This window comes from Pseudoxanthomonas sp. PXM03, assembly GCF_014852005.1.
Lineage (GTDB): Bacteria > Pseudomonadota > Gammaproteobacteria > Xanthomonadales > Xanthomonadaceae > Pseudoxanthomonas_A.
On the sequence record NZ_JACVAU010000001.1, the window covers coordinates 739,878 to 754,727 of the forward strand.

Here is a 14,850-nt window from a genome sequence, read left to right on the forward strand (position 1 = left end):
ACCCAGTTCGTTCTTCCTTGCAGACATGGAGCAGGTCAAGTGAATCCACATTCCTCTTTCCGCAATTCGCGTCGCCGCCCCTTGGCGGCGTCGCTCACCGCAATCATCGCGTTCGGGGCGTTCGCTACATCGGCATCGGCGGGCGATGTCAGCACTGCCGGGCTGCGCGACGGCGAAACCTATGATCGGTTCATCGTGAAGTACCGGGACGGCAGCGTCGCGCGTACCAACGCCACCACGCTGCAACGTTCGTTGCTCGGTGCGGTATCCCGGGCGGCCCTGGGATCCGCGAACGGGAAGGCGGTGAGCGCTTCGAAACTCCGTCGCCTGGGGATCGGCGCGGAACTGGTGAAGACGTCGCGCAAGCTGGATCGCGTGGAGGCGGAGAGCCTGCTGCGACAGCTGGCAATGGATCCGGAGGTGGACTTCGTCGAAGTCGATGCGCGCCGCTACGCGCGCCTCGTGCCGAACGATACCTACTACAACCAGTATCAGTGGCACTTCAAGGATCCCGTCGGCGGCATCAACCTGCCGGCTGCATGGGACAACGCGACGGGCGCAGGCGTCGTGGTGGCCGTGCTGGACACGGGCATCACGCCCCACAGCGATCTTGATGCGAACATTCTGCCCGGCTACGATTTCATCAGCGACACCTTCGTGTCCCGCGATGGCGATGCGCGCGACGCGAATCCGCTCGACGAGGGCGACTGGAATCCGGTGGCAGGCGAATGCTATGCCGGGTCGCCGGTGCAGGACAGCAGCTGGCACGGCACCCACGTGGCGGGCACGGTCGCCGAAGTGACCAACAACGCCAAGGGCATGGCGGGCGGTGCATTCAATGCGAAGGTGGTGCCCGCACGCGTGCTGGGTCGCTGCGGTGGTTACACCTCCGACATTTCCGATGCGGTGATCTGGGCCTCCGGCGGCACCGTCGCCGGCGTGCCCGCCAACGCGAATCCCGCGGAAGTGATCAACCTGAGCCTGGGTGGATCCGGTGCCTGCAGCGCCGTCGAACAGAATGCCTTCAACCAGGCCATCGCGAACGGCAGCACGGTCGTCGTGGCAGCCGGCAACGATGCCGGCAACGTGAGCGGATATTCGCCCGGCAACTGCGCCGGCGTGATCACCGTGGCCGCGACGCGCATCACCGGCGGCATCGCGTCGTATTCGAACTACGGCACGCGCATCGACATCTCCGCGCCGGGTGGCGGTGGCAGCGTGGACGGCAATCCGGGCGGCTACGTCTGGTCCACGGGCAACGCGGGTACCACCGTGCCCACCACCGAGACGTATTTCGGCATGGGCGGCACGTCGATGTCGGCGCCGCACGTGGCGGCGGTCGTCGCGTTGATGCAGAGCGTCGCCGAAACACCGCTGACGCCTGCGCAGATCCTGGCTACCTTGAAGTCGACGGCGCGTCCTTTCCCGGTCGCACCGCCCGCCAACCGGCCGATCGGTGCGGGCATTGTCAATGCGGCCGCGGCGGTACAGGCCGTCATCGACGGTGGGCAACCCCCGACAGCGACCTTGCTGACCAACAACGTGGCCGTCGGCGGCAATACGGGCGCGAAGGACGCCGTCATCCAGTACGCCCTCGTCGTGCCGGCCGGCGCCACCAGTCTGTCGTTCATCAGCTTTGGCGGCAGCGGTAATGCCGATGTCTACGTGAAGTTCGGCAGTGCGGCCACGGCGACGAACTACGACCTGCGGTCGGCGCGTCCCGGCAACAACGAAGTGGTCAACATCGCCGCGCCGCAGGCGGGCACGTACTACGTGTCGCTGGTGGGCAAGACGAAGTTCGCCAACGTCAGCCTGAGGGGGAGCTTCACCGCGCCGTGAGGCAAGTGCGGGCGCGATGCGACGGCCCCGGCATGCCGGGGCCGTTTCATGTCGCAGTCGCGTATCCCTGCATGACGTTGCCCGGCGGAATGCGGTAACTTTGCGCATTCCCCGGCCAACGTCCCGCATGCCGCTTTTCCGCTACAAGGCACTTGATGCACACGGCGAGATGCTGGAAGGCCAGATGGAGGCCGCCAGCGACGCCGAAGTGGTGGCTCGCCTGCAGGAGCAGGGCCACCTGCCGGTCGAGGCCGCGCTGGCCGTTGCAGGAGGTGGGCGCAGCTGGGGCCAGTTGTGGCGACCGAATGCATTCGCGGGTGGCCGGCTGGTGCAGTTCACCCAGCAACTGGCGACGCTGCTGGGCGCAGGCCAGCCGCTGGACCGTGCGCTGGGCATCCTGCTGGACCTGCCCGAGGACGAGAAGGCGCGACGGGTCATCAGCGACATCCGCGATGCCGTGCGTGGCGGTGCGCCGCTCTCCACCGCGCTGGACCGTCAGCACGGTCTCTTCTCCCGCCTGTACATCAACATGGTGCGCGCGGGCGAAGCGGGTGGCAGCCTGCACGACACGCTGCAGCGGCTGGGCGATTACCTGGAGCGCAGCCGCGCGCTGAAGGGGCGCGTGGTCAATGCGCTGGTGTATCCGGCCATCCTGCTGGTAGTGGTCGGCCTGGCGCTGTTGTTCCTGCTGGGCTACGTGGTCCCGCAGTTCGCGGTGATGTACGAAAGCCTGGATGTCGCGCTGCCGTGGTTCACGCGCGGCGTGCTGTGGGTGGGCAGCTTCGTGCGCGATTTCTGGTTCGTGCTGGTCGCGCTGCCGCTGCTGGCGGTGCTCTGGTTCGATCGTCGTCGCCGCGATCCCGTGTTCCGTGGCCGGCTGGATGCGTGGTTGCTGGACAGGCCGCTGGCTGGGCCGTTGCTGGCCCGGCTGGAAACCGCGCGCCTGGCGCGCACGCTGGGCACGCTGCTGAAGAACGGGGTGCCGCTGCTGACCGCGTTGGGCATCGCCCGCAACGTGCTGGGCAACCGGGCGCTGGCGTCCGACGTCGATGCCGCCGCCGAGGACGTGAAGAACGGGCATGGCCTGTCCGCGTCGCTGGCCAAGGGCAAGCGCTTTCCGCGGCTGGCCCTGCAGATGATCCAGGTGGGCGAGGAGTCCGGTGCCCTGGACAGCATGCTGCTGAAGACGGCCGAAACCTTCGAGCAGGAAACCGCTCAGGTGCTGGACCGTATGCTGGCCGCCCTGGTGCCTGCCATCACGCTGGTCCTGGCGGGCGTCGTGGGCATCGTCATCGTCGCCGTGCTGGTCCCGCTGTACGATCTGACCGGCGCCATCAATTGAGAACACTGGAGAGTCCGCCACCATGTCCCGCATGCGCCCCATGAACGCGTTCCATTCCCCCAGGTCGCAGCAGGGCTTCAGCCTGCTGGAAATCATCATCGTGCTGGTGCTGATCGGCGGCATCCTGGTGCTGGTGGGCAGCCGCGTGATGGGCGGTGCCGACAGCGGCAAGGTGAAGCTTGCGCAATCGCAGCTGCAGACGCTGTCCGGCAAGGTCGAGACCTACCAGCTGGATACCGGCCATTACCCCACGCAGCTCTCGGACCTGGTGACGCAGCCGGGCAACGCGGCCGGCTGGCTGGGACCGTACGCGAAGGAAAGCGAACTGCAGGATCCGTGGAAGAATCCCATCGAATACCGCATCCCCGGCGAAGCGCAGCGCTTCGACCTGATCAGCCTCGGTGCCGATGGCAAGGCTGGCGGCGACAGCGTCAATGCGGACATCAAGAACGAATAAGCGCCTGCGCCCGCGACCGTGGCATTCCGCCGCGCCACTTCACCGGTGACCGCCACCAGGCCCGTGGGCCCCAGGGCGCGCATGGGCGGCTTCACCCTGCTGGAAACATTGCTCGTCATGACCTTGATGGCGGCCGCTACCTTGCTGGCGGCGATGATGTTCACCGGCGGGATGGAGGGCATGCGCCTGCGCTCGGAATCCAAGGAGATCGCGGCGCAGCTGCGCTACACGCGTGCGCGTGCCATCGCCACGGGACAGCCGCAGCGTTTTCTCGTGGATCCGCGCGCGCACCGATGGGAGGCCGCCGGTGATCGCCATGGCGACATCGATGCTTCGTTGTCGGTGCGCTTCACGGGTGCACGGCAGGCGCAGGAACGCGCGGGCGAAGGCGCGATCCTCTTCTTTCCCGACGGTGGCTCGACCGGCGGACGCGTGACCCTCGCGGCCGGACAGGCGGCGTGGAGTGCCGACGTGGCATGGCTGACCGGTGAAGTGCGCCTGGTGCGCGATGTGGTCGCTGCGCGATGAGCATTGGCGCGCGACGGCAGCAACGCGGCTTCACCCTGCTCGAAGTCATCGTCGCGTTCGCGCTGCTGGCGCTGGCGTTGACGTTGCTGCTCGGCGCGCTCTCGGGCGCGAGCCGGCAGGTGCGGACATCGGCCGACAGCAGTCGCGCCACGCTGCATGCGCAGTCGCTGCTCGCCCAGCTGGGTACCGGCGAAGTCCTGCAGCCCGGTCGGCAGGAAGGCAGCTTCGATGGCGACCGCTACCGCTGGCACCTGGACGTGTCGCCGTTCGCCGACCCATTGGCCGCGCGGGCGCAACGCGACGCAGGCGCACCGCAATTGCTGGATGTGCGCCTGGTGGTGAGCTGGGGCGATGCGCGCGACCAGTCCCTGCAGTGGCGGACGTTGCGGCTGGCGCCGCGCGACATCAACCAGGCGACGCTGCCATGAGATCACCGCAGCGCGGCTTCACCCTGATCGAAGTGCTGGTGGCGCTGGTATTGCTGGCCGCCGGCCTGGCACTGGCGTTCGCCACCCTGCGTTCGTCCACTGCGGTCGTCACGCGCGGCGAGGACATGGCGCAGGCCAGCGAACGCATGCGTGCCGTGCATGGTTACCTGCGCGCACGGCTGGCATCGGCGCAACCCATCGTGTTCGCGACCGATCGTGGCAGCCTCCGCGAGGCGCGTTTCATCGGCACGCCGCAGCGCATGCGTTTCGTGGCCGACCTGCCGGACTACCTGGGATACGGTGGGCCGTATCTGCACGACGTGGCATTCGACGGAGAAGGGCGCCTGCAGGTCGCGTTCGCCGTCGCGCAACCGGATGCCTCACTGGAAGATGTGGACCTGTGGGCGCGTGGACTGCGCGCCGAGCGCCTGGCCGACGGCCTGCGTGCGGTGCGTTTCCGCTACCGCGGGCTGGATGCGGACAACCGGCTTGGCCCATGGCAGGACCGCTGGGAAACATCGGAGATGCTGCCGCTGCAGGTGAAGATCGAAATGGACGCGGTGCGTGGAGGGCGCTGGCCCGACCTGGTGGTCACGCTGGCGCGCAGCGAAGGTGGTGCGGGTGGCGGACTGCTTCCCGGTGGCGTGAATCCGGTGCTGCCATGAAACGGCAACATGGAGCGGCCCTGTTGATCGTGCTGTGGTTGGTGGCACTGCTCACCGCGCTGGTGGGGGCGTTCGCGTTGACCGCAAGGATGGAAGCATTGCAGGGACGGGTGGGGAGCCGCGGCGCGGTGGCGCAGGAGATCGCGCGCTCCGGCATGGAATATGCGCTGGTGCGCGTGGCGGACCGCAATCCGGAAACGCACTGGCAACCCAATGGCCGTGCGTATGCCTGGAAGTTCGATGGCCATGACGTGCAGGTACGCATCATCGACGAGACCGGCAAGGTGGACCTCAACCAGGCGGATGTGTCCCTGCTGTCGCGCCTGATGCAGGTGCTCGGGCAACCGTCCGACGCGAGCGACCTGATCGCCGCCGCGATCGTGGACTGGCGGGATGCCGACAACCTGAGCCAGCCCGTCGGGGGCGCGGAGGATGGCGACTATGCAGCGGCGGGGCGCGACTACGGTGCCAAGGACGCGCCGTTCGAAACCATCGCGGAAGTCGAACAGGTCCTGGGCATGACACCGACGCTGTACGCGCAGCTGGCGCCCTTCCTCACCCTGTATTCGGGACGTGGGCAACCCGATGCCACCTATGCGCAGGGGCCGGTACTGGCGGCGATGGGGATGGACGCGACGGCATGGCTGGCGCAGCGCAACGCGACCGGTGTCACGGGCAGCAACGAACTCGTCGGTACCGGCAGCGGCACGTATAGTATCGAGAGCCGTGCGCGGCTGGCCGATGGCCGCGAGGCGTCGTTATGGACAGTGGTGCGCGCGGGAGCCAGCCCGGTACCGGGTTCGGCCTATACCTTGTTGCGCTGGGAGGAGGGAGCGGCACCACAATGAGCGGCGTACGCGACACCTTGCAGCAGTTCCGGGCACGTCTGGGGCCCGGACCACGCAGTTTCCTGGCGTGGTGGGGACAGGCGCTGGCGACCTGGTTGCCGGCGCGCTGGCGCGTGCTGCTTGGCCTGACCCGCGACCGGCTGTTCTTCCGGCAGCAGGACGACGAACTCGAGATGGCCTGGGTGGAGGGTACGCAGCGCCACGTGCTGGCGCGCCTGCCTGCCACGACCACGCCCGACGAACTGCGCATGCTGCTCGGCAGCCGCCTTGCGAATCTTCCGCGCTGGTGGTTGGTGCCGGCGGGCATGGTGCTGCGTCGCCGCGTGCTGTTGCCGGCGGCGGCGGCGGATCGCCTGCGCGACGTGCTGCGGTTCGAACTCGACCGGCAGACGCCTTTCACCGCGAACGAGGCCTGTTTCGATGCGCGCGTGCTGAGCGTCCGCGACGACGGTCAACTCGATGTCGAACTGGCGGCGGTGCCGAAATCCGCATTCACCGGCGGCCTGGCCCGGCTGGGTGCGTTGGCGGGCGAGCTGGCGGGCGCCGATGTTGAAGATGCCGATGGCGGGCCGCTGGGCGTGAACCTGTTGCCCGAGGAGGCCCGCGTGGCCCGCCAGGCCCCGCAGCGCGGTGTGCACCTGGCGCTGGCGGCGGTCGCGCTGATCGCCCTGGTGTTCGGTGCCTGGGCGGTACTCGACAACCGGCGTGCGGCGGCGGAGGCCTTTGCCGCGCAGGTGGACAGCCGCGCCGACGAGGCGCGCCAGGTGGCATCGCGCCGCCAGCAGCTGGTCGATCTCGTCGCCGGTACGGCCACGTTGAACCAGACCAGCGCACGACGTCCCACCGCGCTGGAAGTGATGGACGACGTGACCCGGCGACTGCCGGACAACACCTATCTCGAGAAACTGGCCATCGAGGGAGATCGACTGACACTGATCGGCTTCAGTCCGGAGGCATCGGGGCTGGTCGCACGGCTGCAGGAATCGCCGCTGTGGCGCAATCCCGCCTTGAGCGGGGCGCTGCAGCCCGACCCGCGCACGCGCATGGACCGCTTCACCCTCACCGCCGAGTTGCTGGGCAAGCAGGAACCCGCCACCGCGGGTACGCAGGGAGGCGCCGATGCCGCTGGCCGTGACTGAACGTGATCGCTGGCTGGCCCTGGCGTTGCTGCTGGTGGCGATGCTGCTCGGCTATCTGGTGCTGGTGCATCCGTGGTGGACGGTGCCGATGCAGGAAGTGAACGTGCGCGTGGCGGAACTGCGCGACCGTGAACTGCGCATCCGCACCCAGCTCCAGCAGGCGCCGCAGGTGCAGCGCGAACTGGCTGCGGCGCTCGCGCAGCAGGCGCAGCGTCCGGGGTTCCTGCCCGAGGCGACGGTGGAACTCGCCACCGCCGGACTGGTGCAGCGACTGGAAACCGTCGTCAGGCAGGCCAGTCCCGGCAACCGCAGTTGCGCCATCGCCAACCAGTCGCCGCTGGCGATCGCCGGCCGCGAGGTCTATCCGCGCGTGGTGGTGCAGGTGCGCCTGCGCTGCGGTGCGCCCGAACTGGCGTCGGTGCTGCACCAGATCGAGTCCGGCAGCCCGCGGTTGTTCGTCGAGAATCTCAACATCCTCGCGCAGCGGTATGCGTTCCAGGCCAGCGAAAGCGGTGCAGGCGGGCTGGACGTGAACTTCGACCTGTACGGTTATCTCAAGCCCGCGCCCGCCGCCGTGCAGGAGCCGCCCCGTGCGCCTTGAGGCCTGGACCGCGCGCACCTGGATCCTCGCCGTCACGGCGGGATGGGCGGTGTTGGTCGCGCTGCTGGCGCTGTTCGGGCTGGGTGGCCACATCACACCGTTGCCCGCCGATCCCGCGCTCGTCCAGGCGTTGCCACGCCTGCCTCCCGGTCCGCCGGAACGCCTGGGTGCGTTGACCCGCTACGCGGAGGTCGGCGAACGGCCGCTGTTCTCGGAGGACCGCCGGCCCAAGCCGTTCTTCCTGTCCGGCGAGGAAGCCGCTGCACCGGCCTTCGACCTGGTGCTGAGCAGCGTGCTGATCACGCCATCGCTGGAGTTGGCCATCGTCCAGCCTGCGCAGGGCGGCGAGGGCTTGCGGGTGAAGGTGGGCGAATCCCCTGCAGGCTTCCCGGGCTGGCGATTGAGCGAACTGGCACCGCGTCGGGCCGTGTTCGATGGCCCCGAAGGTCGGCGCGAGCTGGAACTGCGTGTCTTCGACGGCGCCGGCGGCCAGCCGCCCACCCCCTTCGTGGGCGGGGCGCCAGGCGGACCCCCACTGACGGCCGTCCCGCCGGCCGGTGTGCCCATGCCCGCGCCCATGCCGGGCAGCCGCACGACCGGCGGCAACAATGCCCCCGCCGTCATGCCGACCGTGCCGTCGCCGGCTGCACAGGGGCCGGTGCCAGTGCCTGCACCCTCGCCGCCACGCGCCAACGACGCGACGGCCGCACCGGCCACGACCACCGACCAGCAGATGGAAGCCATCCGCCAGCGCATCGAGCAGCGCCGTGCGCAGCTGCGCCAGCAGCAGGCGCAACCCACCACGCCGCCGGCAACGCCCGGCAAGACACAGTAGAGTGCCGGCATGACGCCACGTGTGATCCTGTTTTCCCTTTGCCTCGGCCTGCTGGCCGGCTGTGCCAGCGCGCCGGTGCCGGATGTGCGCCGCTCTGCGACCACCCCGCCGGGCGAGGTCGTGCCCGGCAGCGCGCAGACCGCACCCTTGGCGGAAGCCGAGGCGCCGGTCGGTGGTCCGCAGGCGCAGATCCGTCGTGGCAGCGGCCAGATGATCAACCGCAGCGCAGCGGCCGCCCCGATGCCGTCGCTGGGCAGCGCAAGCAGCGGATCGGCCACCTTCAATTTCGAAGGCGAATCCGTGCACGCCGTGGTCAAGGCGATCCTTGGCGACATGCTGGGGCAGAACTACGTGATCGCCCCGGGCGTGCAGGGCACGGTCACGCTGGGCACACCCAAGCCGGTGTCGCCCGCCGAGGCGTTGAACCTGCTGGAAATGGTGCTGGGCTGGAACAACGCCCGGCTGGTCTACAGCGGTGGCCGCTACAACATCGTGCCCGCCGACCAGGCCCTGGCCGGCAGCGTGGCGCCCGGTACCGGCAGCCCCGCCAATGCGCGTGGTTTCGAGGTGCGCGTGGTGCCGCTGCGTTTCATCTCCGCCAGCGAGATGAAGAAGGTGCTGGAACCCTACGCGCGGCCCAACGCCATCGTCAACACCGATGCCACCCGCAACGTCATCACGCTCGCCGGCACCCGCTCGGAACTGGAGAACTATCTCCGCACCGTCGAGATCTTCGACGTGGACTGGCTGTCGGGCATGTCGGTGGGCGTGTTCCCGCTCCAGTCCGGCCGCGCCACGCGCGTGGTCGCCGACCTGGAGAAGGTGTTCGGTAACGACAGCAAGACGCCCAGCGCCGGCATGTTCCGCTTCATGCCGCTGGAAGGCGCGAATGCGGTGCTGGTGATCACCCCGCAGCCGGCCTATCTCGACCAGATCCAGCAGTGGCTGGAGCGCATCGACGGTGCGGGCGAAGGCAGCCGGTTGTTTTCGTACGAGCTGAAGTACGTCAAGGCGCGCGAACTCGCGCAGCGGCTGGCGGAAGTGTTCGGCGCGTCGGGCAGCGGTTCCGGCGGCGATGACCGTTCCACCGGCGGGCCAGGCAATGTGTCGCTGATGCCGGGCACCGATCCCGTGCAGATCAACGACGGCGGCATGGGCGGTACGGGCGGCTCGGTCGATTTCGGCGGCTCGGGCAGCAGCGGTTCCGGCGGTGGCGGACTGGGTGGCGGGTCGCTCTCGCTCAATCAGCGTGACAGCGGCAACGGCGCGGTGACGCTGGATGTCGACGGCAGTCGCGTGGGCGTGGCCGCCGTGGAGGAGACCAACACCCTGCTGGTGCGTGCCAGCGCCAGCGCCTGGCAATCGATCCGCGAGGTGGTCGAGAAGCTCGACGTGATGCCGTTGCAGGTCCACATCGAAGCGCAGATCGCGGAAGTGTCGCTGACCGGCGACCTGAGCTACGGCGTGAACTGGTACCTGGAACGCGCGATGACCGACAACGGCCTCGGTCCCTTCGCTGCGCCCGGCGCGGGTGGGCCCAGCAAGTGGAGCACGCTCGCCGGCAGCATCGGGGGCGTAGGTGGCGCGGGGGCCGTGTGGACGCTGGTCAAGAACGACGCGGCGGCCGTCATCACCGCGCTGGACGAAGTGTCCGACGTGCGCCTGCTGCAGACGCCCTCCATCTTCGTGCGCAACAACGCCGAAGCCACGCTCAATGTCGGCAGCCGCATTCCGATATCGTCCGTCACCGTCAATCCGGGATTGGGCACCGACAACACCTACAGTCAGGTGCAGTACCTGGATACGGGTGTGATCCTCAAGGTGCGCCCGCGCGTGACCCGGGACGGCATGGTGTTCCTCGATATCGTGCAGGAAGTCAGCTCGCCCGGCAGCGAGCCGGATGCCAACGGCAACGTGCGGATCAACACGCGTCGCTTCAAGACCGAGGGCGCCGTGCAGGCCGGCAACACGGTGATGCTGGCGGGCCTGATCAGCGACACAGCGACCCAGGGATCGTCCGGCATTCCGGGCCTGAGCCGCCTGCCCATCATCGGCGGGTTGTTCGGCAGGAAGACCACCGGCACCGAGCGCAGCGAAGTGATCGTGCTGCTGACGCCGACCATCGTCAGCAACCCGCAGGAAGCGAACGACCTGACCGACGAGTACGGCAAGCGCTTCCGCGCGCTGGAACCCCTGAACACGCCGCGCGACAAGTGACACCATCCGCCGCATCGTCCCTGCCCATCGTCCTGCTGCCCATCGGCACCGATGACGATGCACTCGACGCCTGCCTGGGTGCACTGGAGGCCGGGACACCGGCCGGGACGCGCCTGTGGCTGGCCGATGACGCGCAGGCCGGTCCTCGCGGCCTGGCCATCATCGAGCGCTGGCTGACGCGTACGCGCCTGCAGGCCGACTACACGCGACGGCCGCGCATGCTGGGCGAAGTCGCGCATGTGGACCAGATGCTCGCGGCCTGCGGCGATGTCGACGTGGTGGTGCTGGCACCGGATGCGCAGCCCTTGCCGGGTTGGCTGCAGCAACTGGCCGCCTGTTTCGCCCGCGATGCCGCCATCGCCACCGCCACGCCCTGGTGCAATGCGGGCGAAGCCGCCGCCTGGCCACGGCTCGGCGAAGTGAGCCCGCCCCCCACGGATTTCGAACGCACGGCGCATGCCTGCGCGGCGATGGCGCCGCTGCATCCGGAGCTTCCGGCGGCTGTCGCGCACGCGGTGGCGTTGCGTGGCAGCGCCCGCAAGCGCGTCGGTGGCCTGGATGCCGCGAGCTACGGCTCGTGGTACGCCGCGCTGGTCGACCTGTCGCTGCGCCTGGCCGGGCTGGGGTGGCGCAACGCCCTGTGCGAGACCGCCTTCGTGGCGCGCGGAGGCGAGGGCGGTCCTGCCGATGGCGACATGGACGCATTGAACGCACGCTGGCCCGCCTTCACGCCGCGGCTGGCAACGTTCCTGATGGAGGATCCGCTGCACGAACCGCGCGAACGGTTGGGTGCGCTGTACGCCGAAGCGGGATCACCGGAGCGCCAGCGTGACCTCTTCGGTTGAGGCAGCCGGCATCGCCGTGGTGGTGGTCACGCATGAGAGCGCCACCAGCATCGACGACTGCCTGATGCGGCTGCGCACGGCGCATGGCGTGGACGAGATCCGCGTGGTGGACAATGCCTCCACCGACGACACGATGGAGATCGTGCAGCGCCACGCGCTGCAGGATGCGCGCTTGCGCTTCATCGCCAATCCCGACAATCCCGGCTTCGCGGTCGGCTGCAACCAGGGTGCACGCGATACGCATGCGCCTTGGTTGGCGTTCGTGAATCCCGATCTGATGGTGGAGGCCGACACGCTATCGCGGTTGCGCGCGCACGCCCGCCATGCGACGGGCGAGGTGTTGCTGGGCGTGGACCTGGTGGACGAGGGCGGCGTGCGCGATGCGGCAGCGCGTCGTCGCGATCCTCTGTTCGCCGCGATGCTGCGTTCGCCGGGCGCGGCGTCCAGGCTGGCGGTGCCGGTCGATGACGGGCAAGTGCTGCAGCCGGTGGACATCGTGTCGGGCGCGTTGATGCAGATGCCGCGCGCGCTGTTCGACAGAATCGACGGGTTCGACGAAGGCTATCGCCTGCATGCCGAGGACATGGACCTCTGCCGTCGTGCACGCGCGGCAGGGGCAAAGGTCGCCGTCGCCAACGACATCCGGGTGCTGCATATCCGTGGCGTATCGAGCCGCGCGCGGCCGATGTTCGTGGAGTGGCACAAGCACCGTGGCCTGTGGCGCTACTTCCGCAAGTTCGAAGCCGCACGATGCGGGGTGGTCACCCGCACGGGCGTGTTTGGTGCGATCTGGCTGCACTTCGGCGCCGTGGCCGCGCGCATCCTGCTGCGGCGTCGGTAACGTAGCCGCAATCTTTCAAGCGCCGATGCGGTGACCCGCGTCGCGCAATGCCGACAGCGCGTCGTCCAGCCGAGGTGCCTGCACCAGCACGTAATCCGTGTCGTAGGTCGACAGTGCGAAGATCCCGACGCCCGCTGCCGCCAGCGGGTCCAGCACCGCCTTCAGGATGCCGGTCAGAGCGAAATCGAAGGGCCCCTGCAGCTTGAACATGCGCCAGTCACGCTGGCAGCGCACGTCCTGGGGAACATGCGCTTCCTCGCAGACCAACGACAGTTCGTCGTCGGTCCAGCCGGCGTGTCGCATGCCGGTGTTGGGCCACCACTCGGGCAGTGCGGAACCCGCAGGCAGTTGCGCGACTGCGTAGCGACCCGGCAGCAGGGACAGCGCCAGCGATGTCATCCTGCGCGTCCGTTCCACCAGAACAGGGCGTTGACCGCGAGTACGACGACCATGGTGTAGATCAGCGACAGGGGGCCGCCGACGCGCCACAGCTGGCGCGAGGTGTAGTTGGCCGGACCGACGATCATCGAGATCACCGGATTCGAGGCCGTCATCAGATTGTTGGACGCCGACAGCGCCACGATCAACGCGAACGCGGTGGGATTTCCACCCGCCGCCAACGCCAGGTTGATCGCCATCGGCACCATCACGATGGTGGCCCCGACATGGCTGATGACCAGCGAGAAGGCGGTGGTCAGCAGCGCGATGGCGATCTCCAGCGCCCACACGGGGATGCCCTCGGGCAGTCGTTCGACCGTGTGCCCGGCCACCCAGGCGGCAGCGCCGCTGCTGTCCATCGCCCAGCCCAGCGGGATCAGGCCGGCCATCAGGAACACGGTCTTCCAGTTGATCGCGCCGTAGGCTTCGTCCATGCGCAGGACGCCGGTCAGCAGCATGCCGGCCACGCCGGTCATCAGGGTCAGCGCGACCGGCAGCTTGGACGTCAACGCGATGATGATGGTGATGGCGAAGATGGTCATCGCGATCTTGAACTTGTGCGGACGCTGTTCGCCCTTCGGATAGTCCGTCACCACCACGAAATCGCGGCTCTCGGCGGCCAGTCCCAGGTCCTGCCAGATGCTGTGGAACACCAGCATGTCGCCGGCGCGCAGCTTCTCCTCGCGCACGTTGTCGCGGATGACCTTCTTGTCGCGGTTGATCGCCAGCAGGCTGATACCGTTCTGCTTGCGCAGGCGCAGCTCGCGCGCGGTCTTGCCGATGAACCTGGATGTCGGCGGCACCACGGCCTCGGAGATGCCGGCGCGGCTCGGGTTGAACAGGTCGCCGAAGTGGCGCAGGCGCGAGGACATGCGCAGGAACTGGTTCTGGGCGAAATCGCCCACGTCCTGCCGCGTGCCCATCACGCCCAGCACGCTGCCTACCCAGATCCGCATGTCGGCCGGCGGTGCGAGCCGCGTATCGTTGCCCGTCTGCAGGGCCAGCATCAACGGCGCATCGTGCAGCGCTTCGGCCTCGCCCAGCGACATGCCCACCAGCGGGCTCTCCGCGGTGACCACCAGTTCGAACACGTCGCCTTCGATGCCGTAGGTGTTGGCGAAGTAGCTCTCGGTGCGTGCGGGGGTGACGGCACCGTCAGCGTCAGGGGTTTCCTCCTTCAACTTCCGGTCGCCATGGAAGCGGAAGTACAGCAGCGACGCCGCGACCAGCGCCAGTCCGATCGGCAACGGCGCGAACATGCGCAGCGGCTCCAGCGTGGCCATGCCCGAGGGCAGGTTGTTGTTGGCGGAGACCAGCAGGTCGTTGAGCAGGATCAGCGGCGAATTGCCGACCATGGTGAACGCGCCGCCCATGACGATGGCGGCGGCAATGGGCAGCAACAGGCGCTGCAGTGACAGTCCGGTGCGCGACGACAGCCGCGAGGCGACCGGCATGAACAGCGCCATCACCGATGGGTTCTGCATGAAGGAGGAGTTGAGGCTGGCGATGGCGGTGGTCATCAGCAGCAGCCGCTGCTCGATGCCATGCCCACGCCGCAGCAGCCAGGAGGCAAGGCGGTTGAGCGCGCCCGTGCGGTCCAGTCCCGCGCCGAGGATCATGGTGGCGATGATGCTCATCACCGCGTTGCCCGAGAAGCCGCCGAAGATCTCCTCCGGCGCGATCAGCCCGGTGATGCCCAGGACCACCAGCACGACCAGGGCGACCAGATCCGCGCGGATGCGTTCGAACAGGAACATCGCCATCGTGAAGCCGACCAGCCCGAGGACGAGCTTCATGTCGTTGGTCAGCGTCAGCGCGTTTTCCATG

At 68.5% G+C, this 14,850-nt stretch carries 15 protein-coding genes; 13 read left to right on the plus strand and 2 right to left on the minus strand.

Annotated features, from left to right (window positions below; genetic code table 11):
* Positions 1–39: 39 nt before the first annotated feature.
* The 13 genes from IB223_RS03325 (at position 40) to IB223_RS03385 (ending at position 12,585) form a co-directional block, all read left to right on the plus strand.
* Entirely contained in the window at positions 40–1,839 is a 1,800-nt protein-coding gene (locus IB223_RS03325) for a S8 family peptidase (protein WP_192200241.1), read from the plus strand.
* 127 nt (positions 1,840–1,966) lie between these two features.
* Complete coding sequence (locus IB223_RS03330) at positions 1,967–3,181, plus strand: type II secretion system F family protein (protein WP_192200242.1); 1,215 nt, start codon at positions 1,967–1,969, stop codon at positions 3,179–3,181.
* Between the two features lie 31 nt (positions 3,182–3,212).
* Positions 3,213–3,638 carry a type II secretion system major pseudopilin GspG gene (gene gspG / locus IB223_RS03335; protein ID WP_225590914.1) on the plus strand — a complete coding sequence of 142 codons (426 nt, stop codon included), beginning with the start codon at positions 3,213–3,215 and terminating at the stop codon, positions 3,636–3,638.
* A gap of 81 nt (positions 3,639–3,719) precedes the next feature.
* Positions 3,720–4,166, plus strand: a complete 447-nt coding sequence (locus tag IB223_RS03340; RefSeq protein WP_192200244.1) for a GspH/FimT family pseudopilin — start codon at positions 3,720–3,722, stop codon at positions 4,164–4,166.
* The gene (locus tag IB223_RS03345) at positions 4,163–4,594 is read left to right on the plus strand and encodes a prepilin-type N-terminal cleavage/methylation domain-containing protein (protein WP_192200245.1); all 432 of its coding nucleotides are present in this window, start codon (positions 4,163–4,165) and stop codon (positions 4,592–4,594) included. The genes IB223_RS03340 and IB223_RS03345 overlap by 4 nt, the downstream gene beginning before the upstream one ends.
* A complete protein-coding gene (locus tag IB223_RS03350; protein WP_192200246.1) occupies positions 4,591–5,259 on the plus strand; it encodes a prepilin-type N-terminal cleavage/methylation domain-containing protein in 669 nt (222 codons plus the stop codon). The genes IB223_RS03345 and IB223_RS03350 overlap by 4 nt, the downstream gene beginning before the upstream one ends.
* Positions 5,256–6,107 (plus strand): type II secretion system protein GspK, encoded by an 852-nt coding sequence (locus IB223_RS03355; protein ID WP_192200247.1) that lies wholly within the window; start codon positions 5,256–5,258, stop codon positions 6,105–6,107. Before IB223_RS03350 ends, IB223_RS03355 begins: the two co-directional genes overlap by 4 nt.
* A complete protein-coding gene (locus IB223_RS03360) occupies positions 6,104–7,246 on the plus strand; it encodes a PilN domain-containing protein (RefSeq protein ID WP_192200248.1) in 1,143 nt (380 codons plus the stop codon). The genes IB223_RS03355 and IB223_RS03360 overlap by 4 nt, the downstream gene beginning before the upstream one ends.
* A complete protein-coding gene (gspM, locus tag IB223_RS03365; RefSeq protein WP_343227131.1) occupies positions 7,239–7,847 on the plus strand; it encodes a type II secretion system protein GspM in 609 nt (202 codons plus the stop codon). The genes IB223_RS03360 and gspM overlap by 8 nt, the downstream gene beginning before the upstream one ends.
* Positions 7,837–8,682, plus strand: a complete 846-nt coding sequence (locus IB223_RS03370; RefSeq protein WP_192200250.1) for a general secretion pathway protein GspN — start codon at positions 7,837–7,839, stop codon at positions 8,680–8,682. The genes gspM and IB223_RS03370 overlap by 11 nt, the downstream gene beginning before the upstream one ends.
* 9 nt (positions 8,683–8,691) lie before the next feature.
* On the plus strand, positions 8,692–10,899 hold the full coding sequence (gene gspD, locus IB223_RS03375) for a type II secretion system secretin GspD (RefSeq protein WP_192200251.1): 2,208 nt from the start codon (positions 8,692–8,694) through the stop codon (positions 10,897–10,899).
* Complete coding sequence (locus IB223_RS03380; RefSeq protein WP_192200252.1) at positions 10,896–11,744, plus strand: glycosyltransferase; 849 nt, start codon at positions 10,896–10,898, stop codon at positions 11,742–11,744. The genes gspD and IB223_RS03380 overlap by 4 nt, the downstream gene beginning before the upstream one ends.
* A complete protein-coding gene (locus IB223_RS03385) occupies positions 11,728–12,585 on the plus strand; it encodes a glycosyltransferase family 2 protein (protein WP_343227132.1) in 858 nt (285 codons plus the stop codon). The genes IB223_RS03380 and IB223_RS03385 overlap by 17 nt, the downstream gene beginning before the upstream one ends.
* Before the next feature lie 15 nt (positions 12,586–12,600).
* On the opposite strand, the gene IB223_RS03390 is transcribed toward IB223_RS03385, so the two are convergent.
* Both IB223_RS03390 and IB223_RS03395 read right to left on the minus strand, forming a co-directional pair.
* Positions 12,601–12,984: an ACT domain-containing protein gene (locus IB223_RS03390; RefSeq protein WP_192200253.1), complete on the minus strand. Its 384-nt coding sequence runs from the start codon at positions 12,982–12,984 to the stop codon at positions 12,601–12,603.
* On the minus strand, positions 12,981–14,849 hold the full coding sequence (locus IB223_RS03395) for an SLC13 family permease (RefSeq protein WP_192200254.1): 1,869 nt from the start codon (positions 14,847–14,849) through the stop codon (positions 12,981–12,983). The genes IB223_RS03390 and IB223_RS03395 overlap by 4 nt, the downstream gene beginning before the upstream one ends.
* Position 14,850 lies beyond the last annotated feature (1 nt).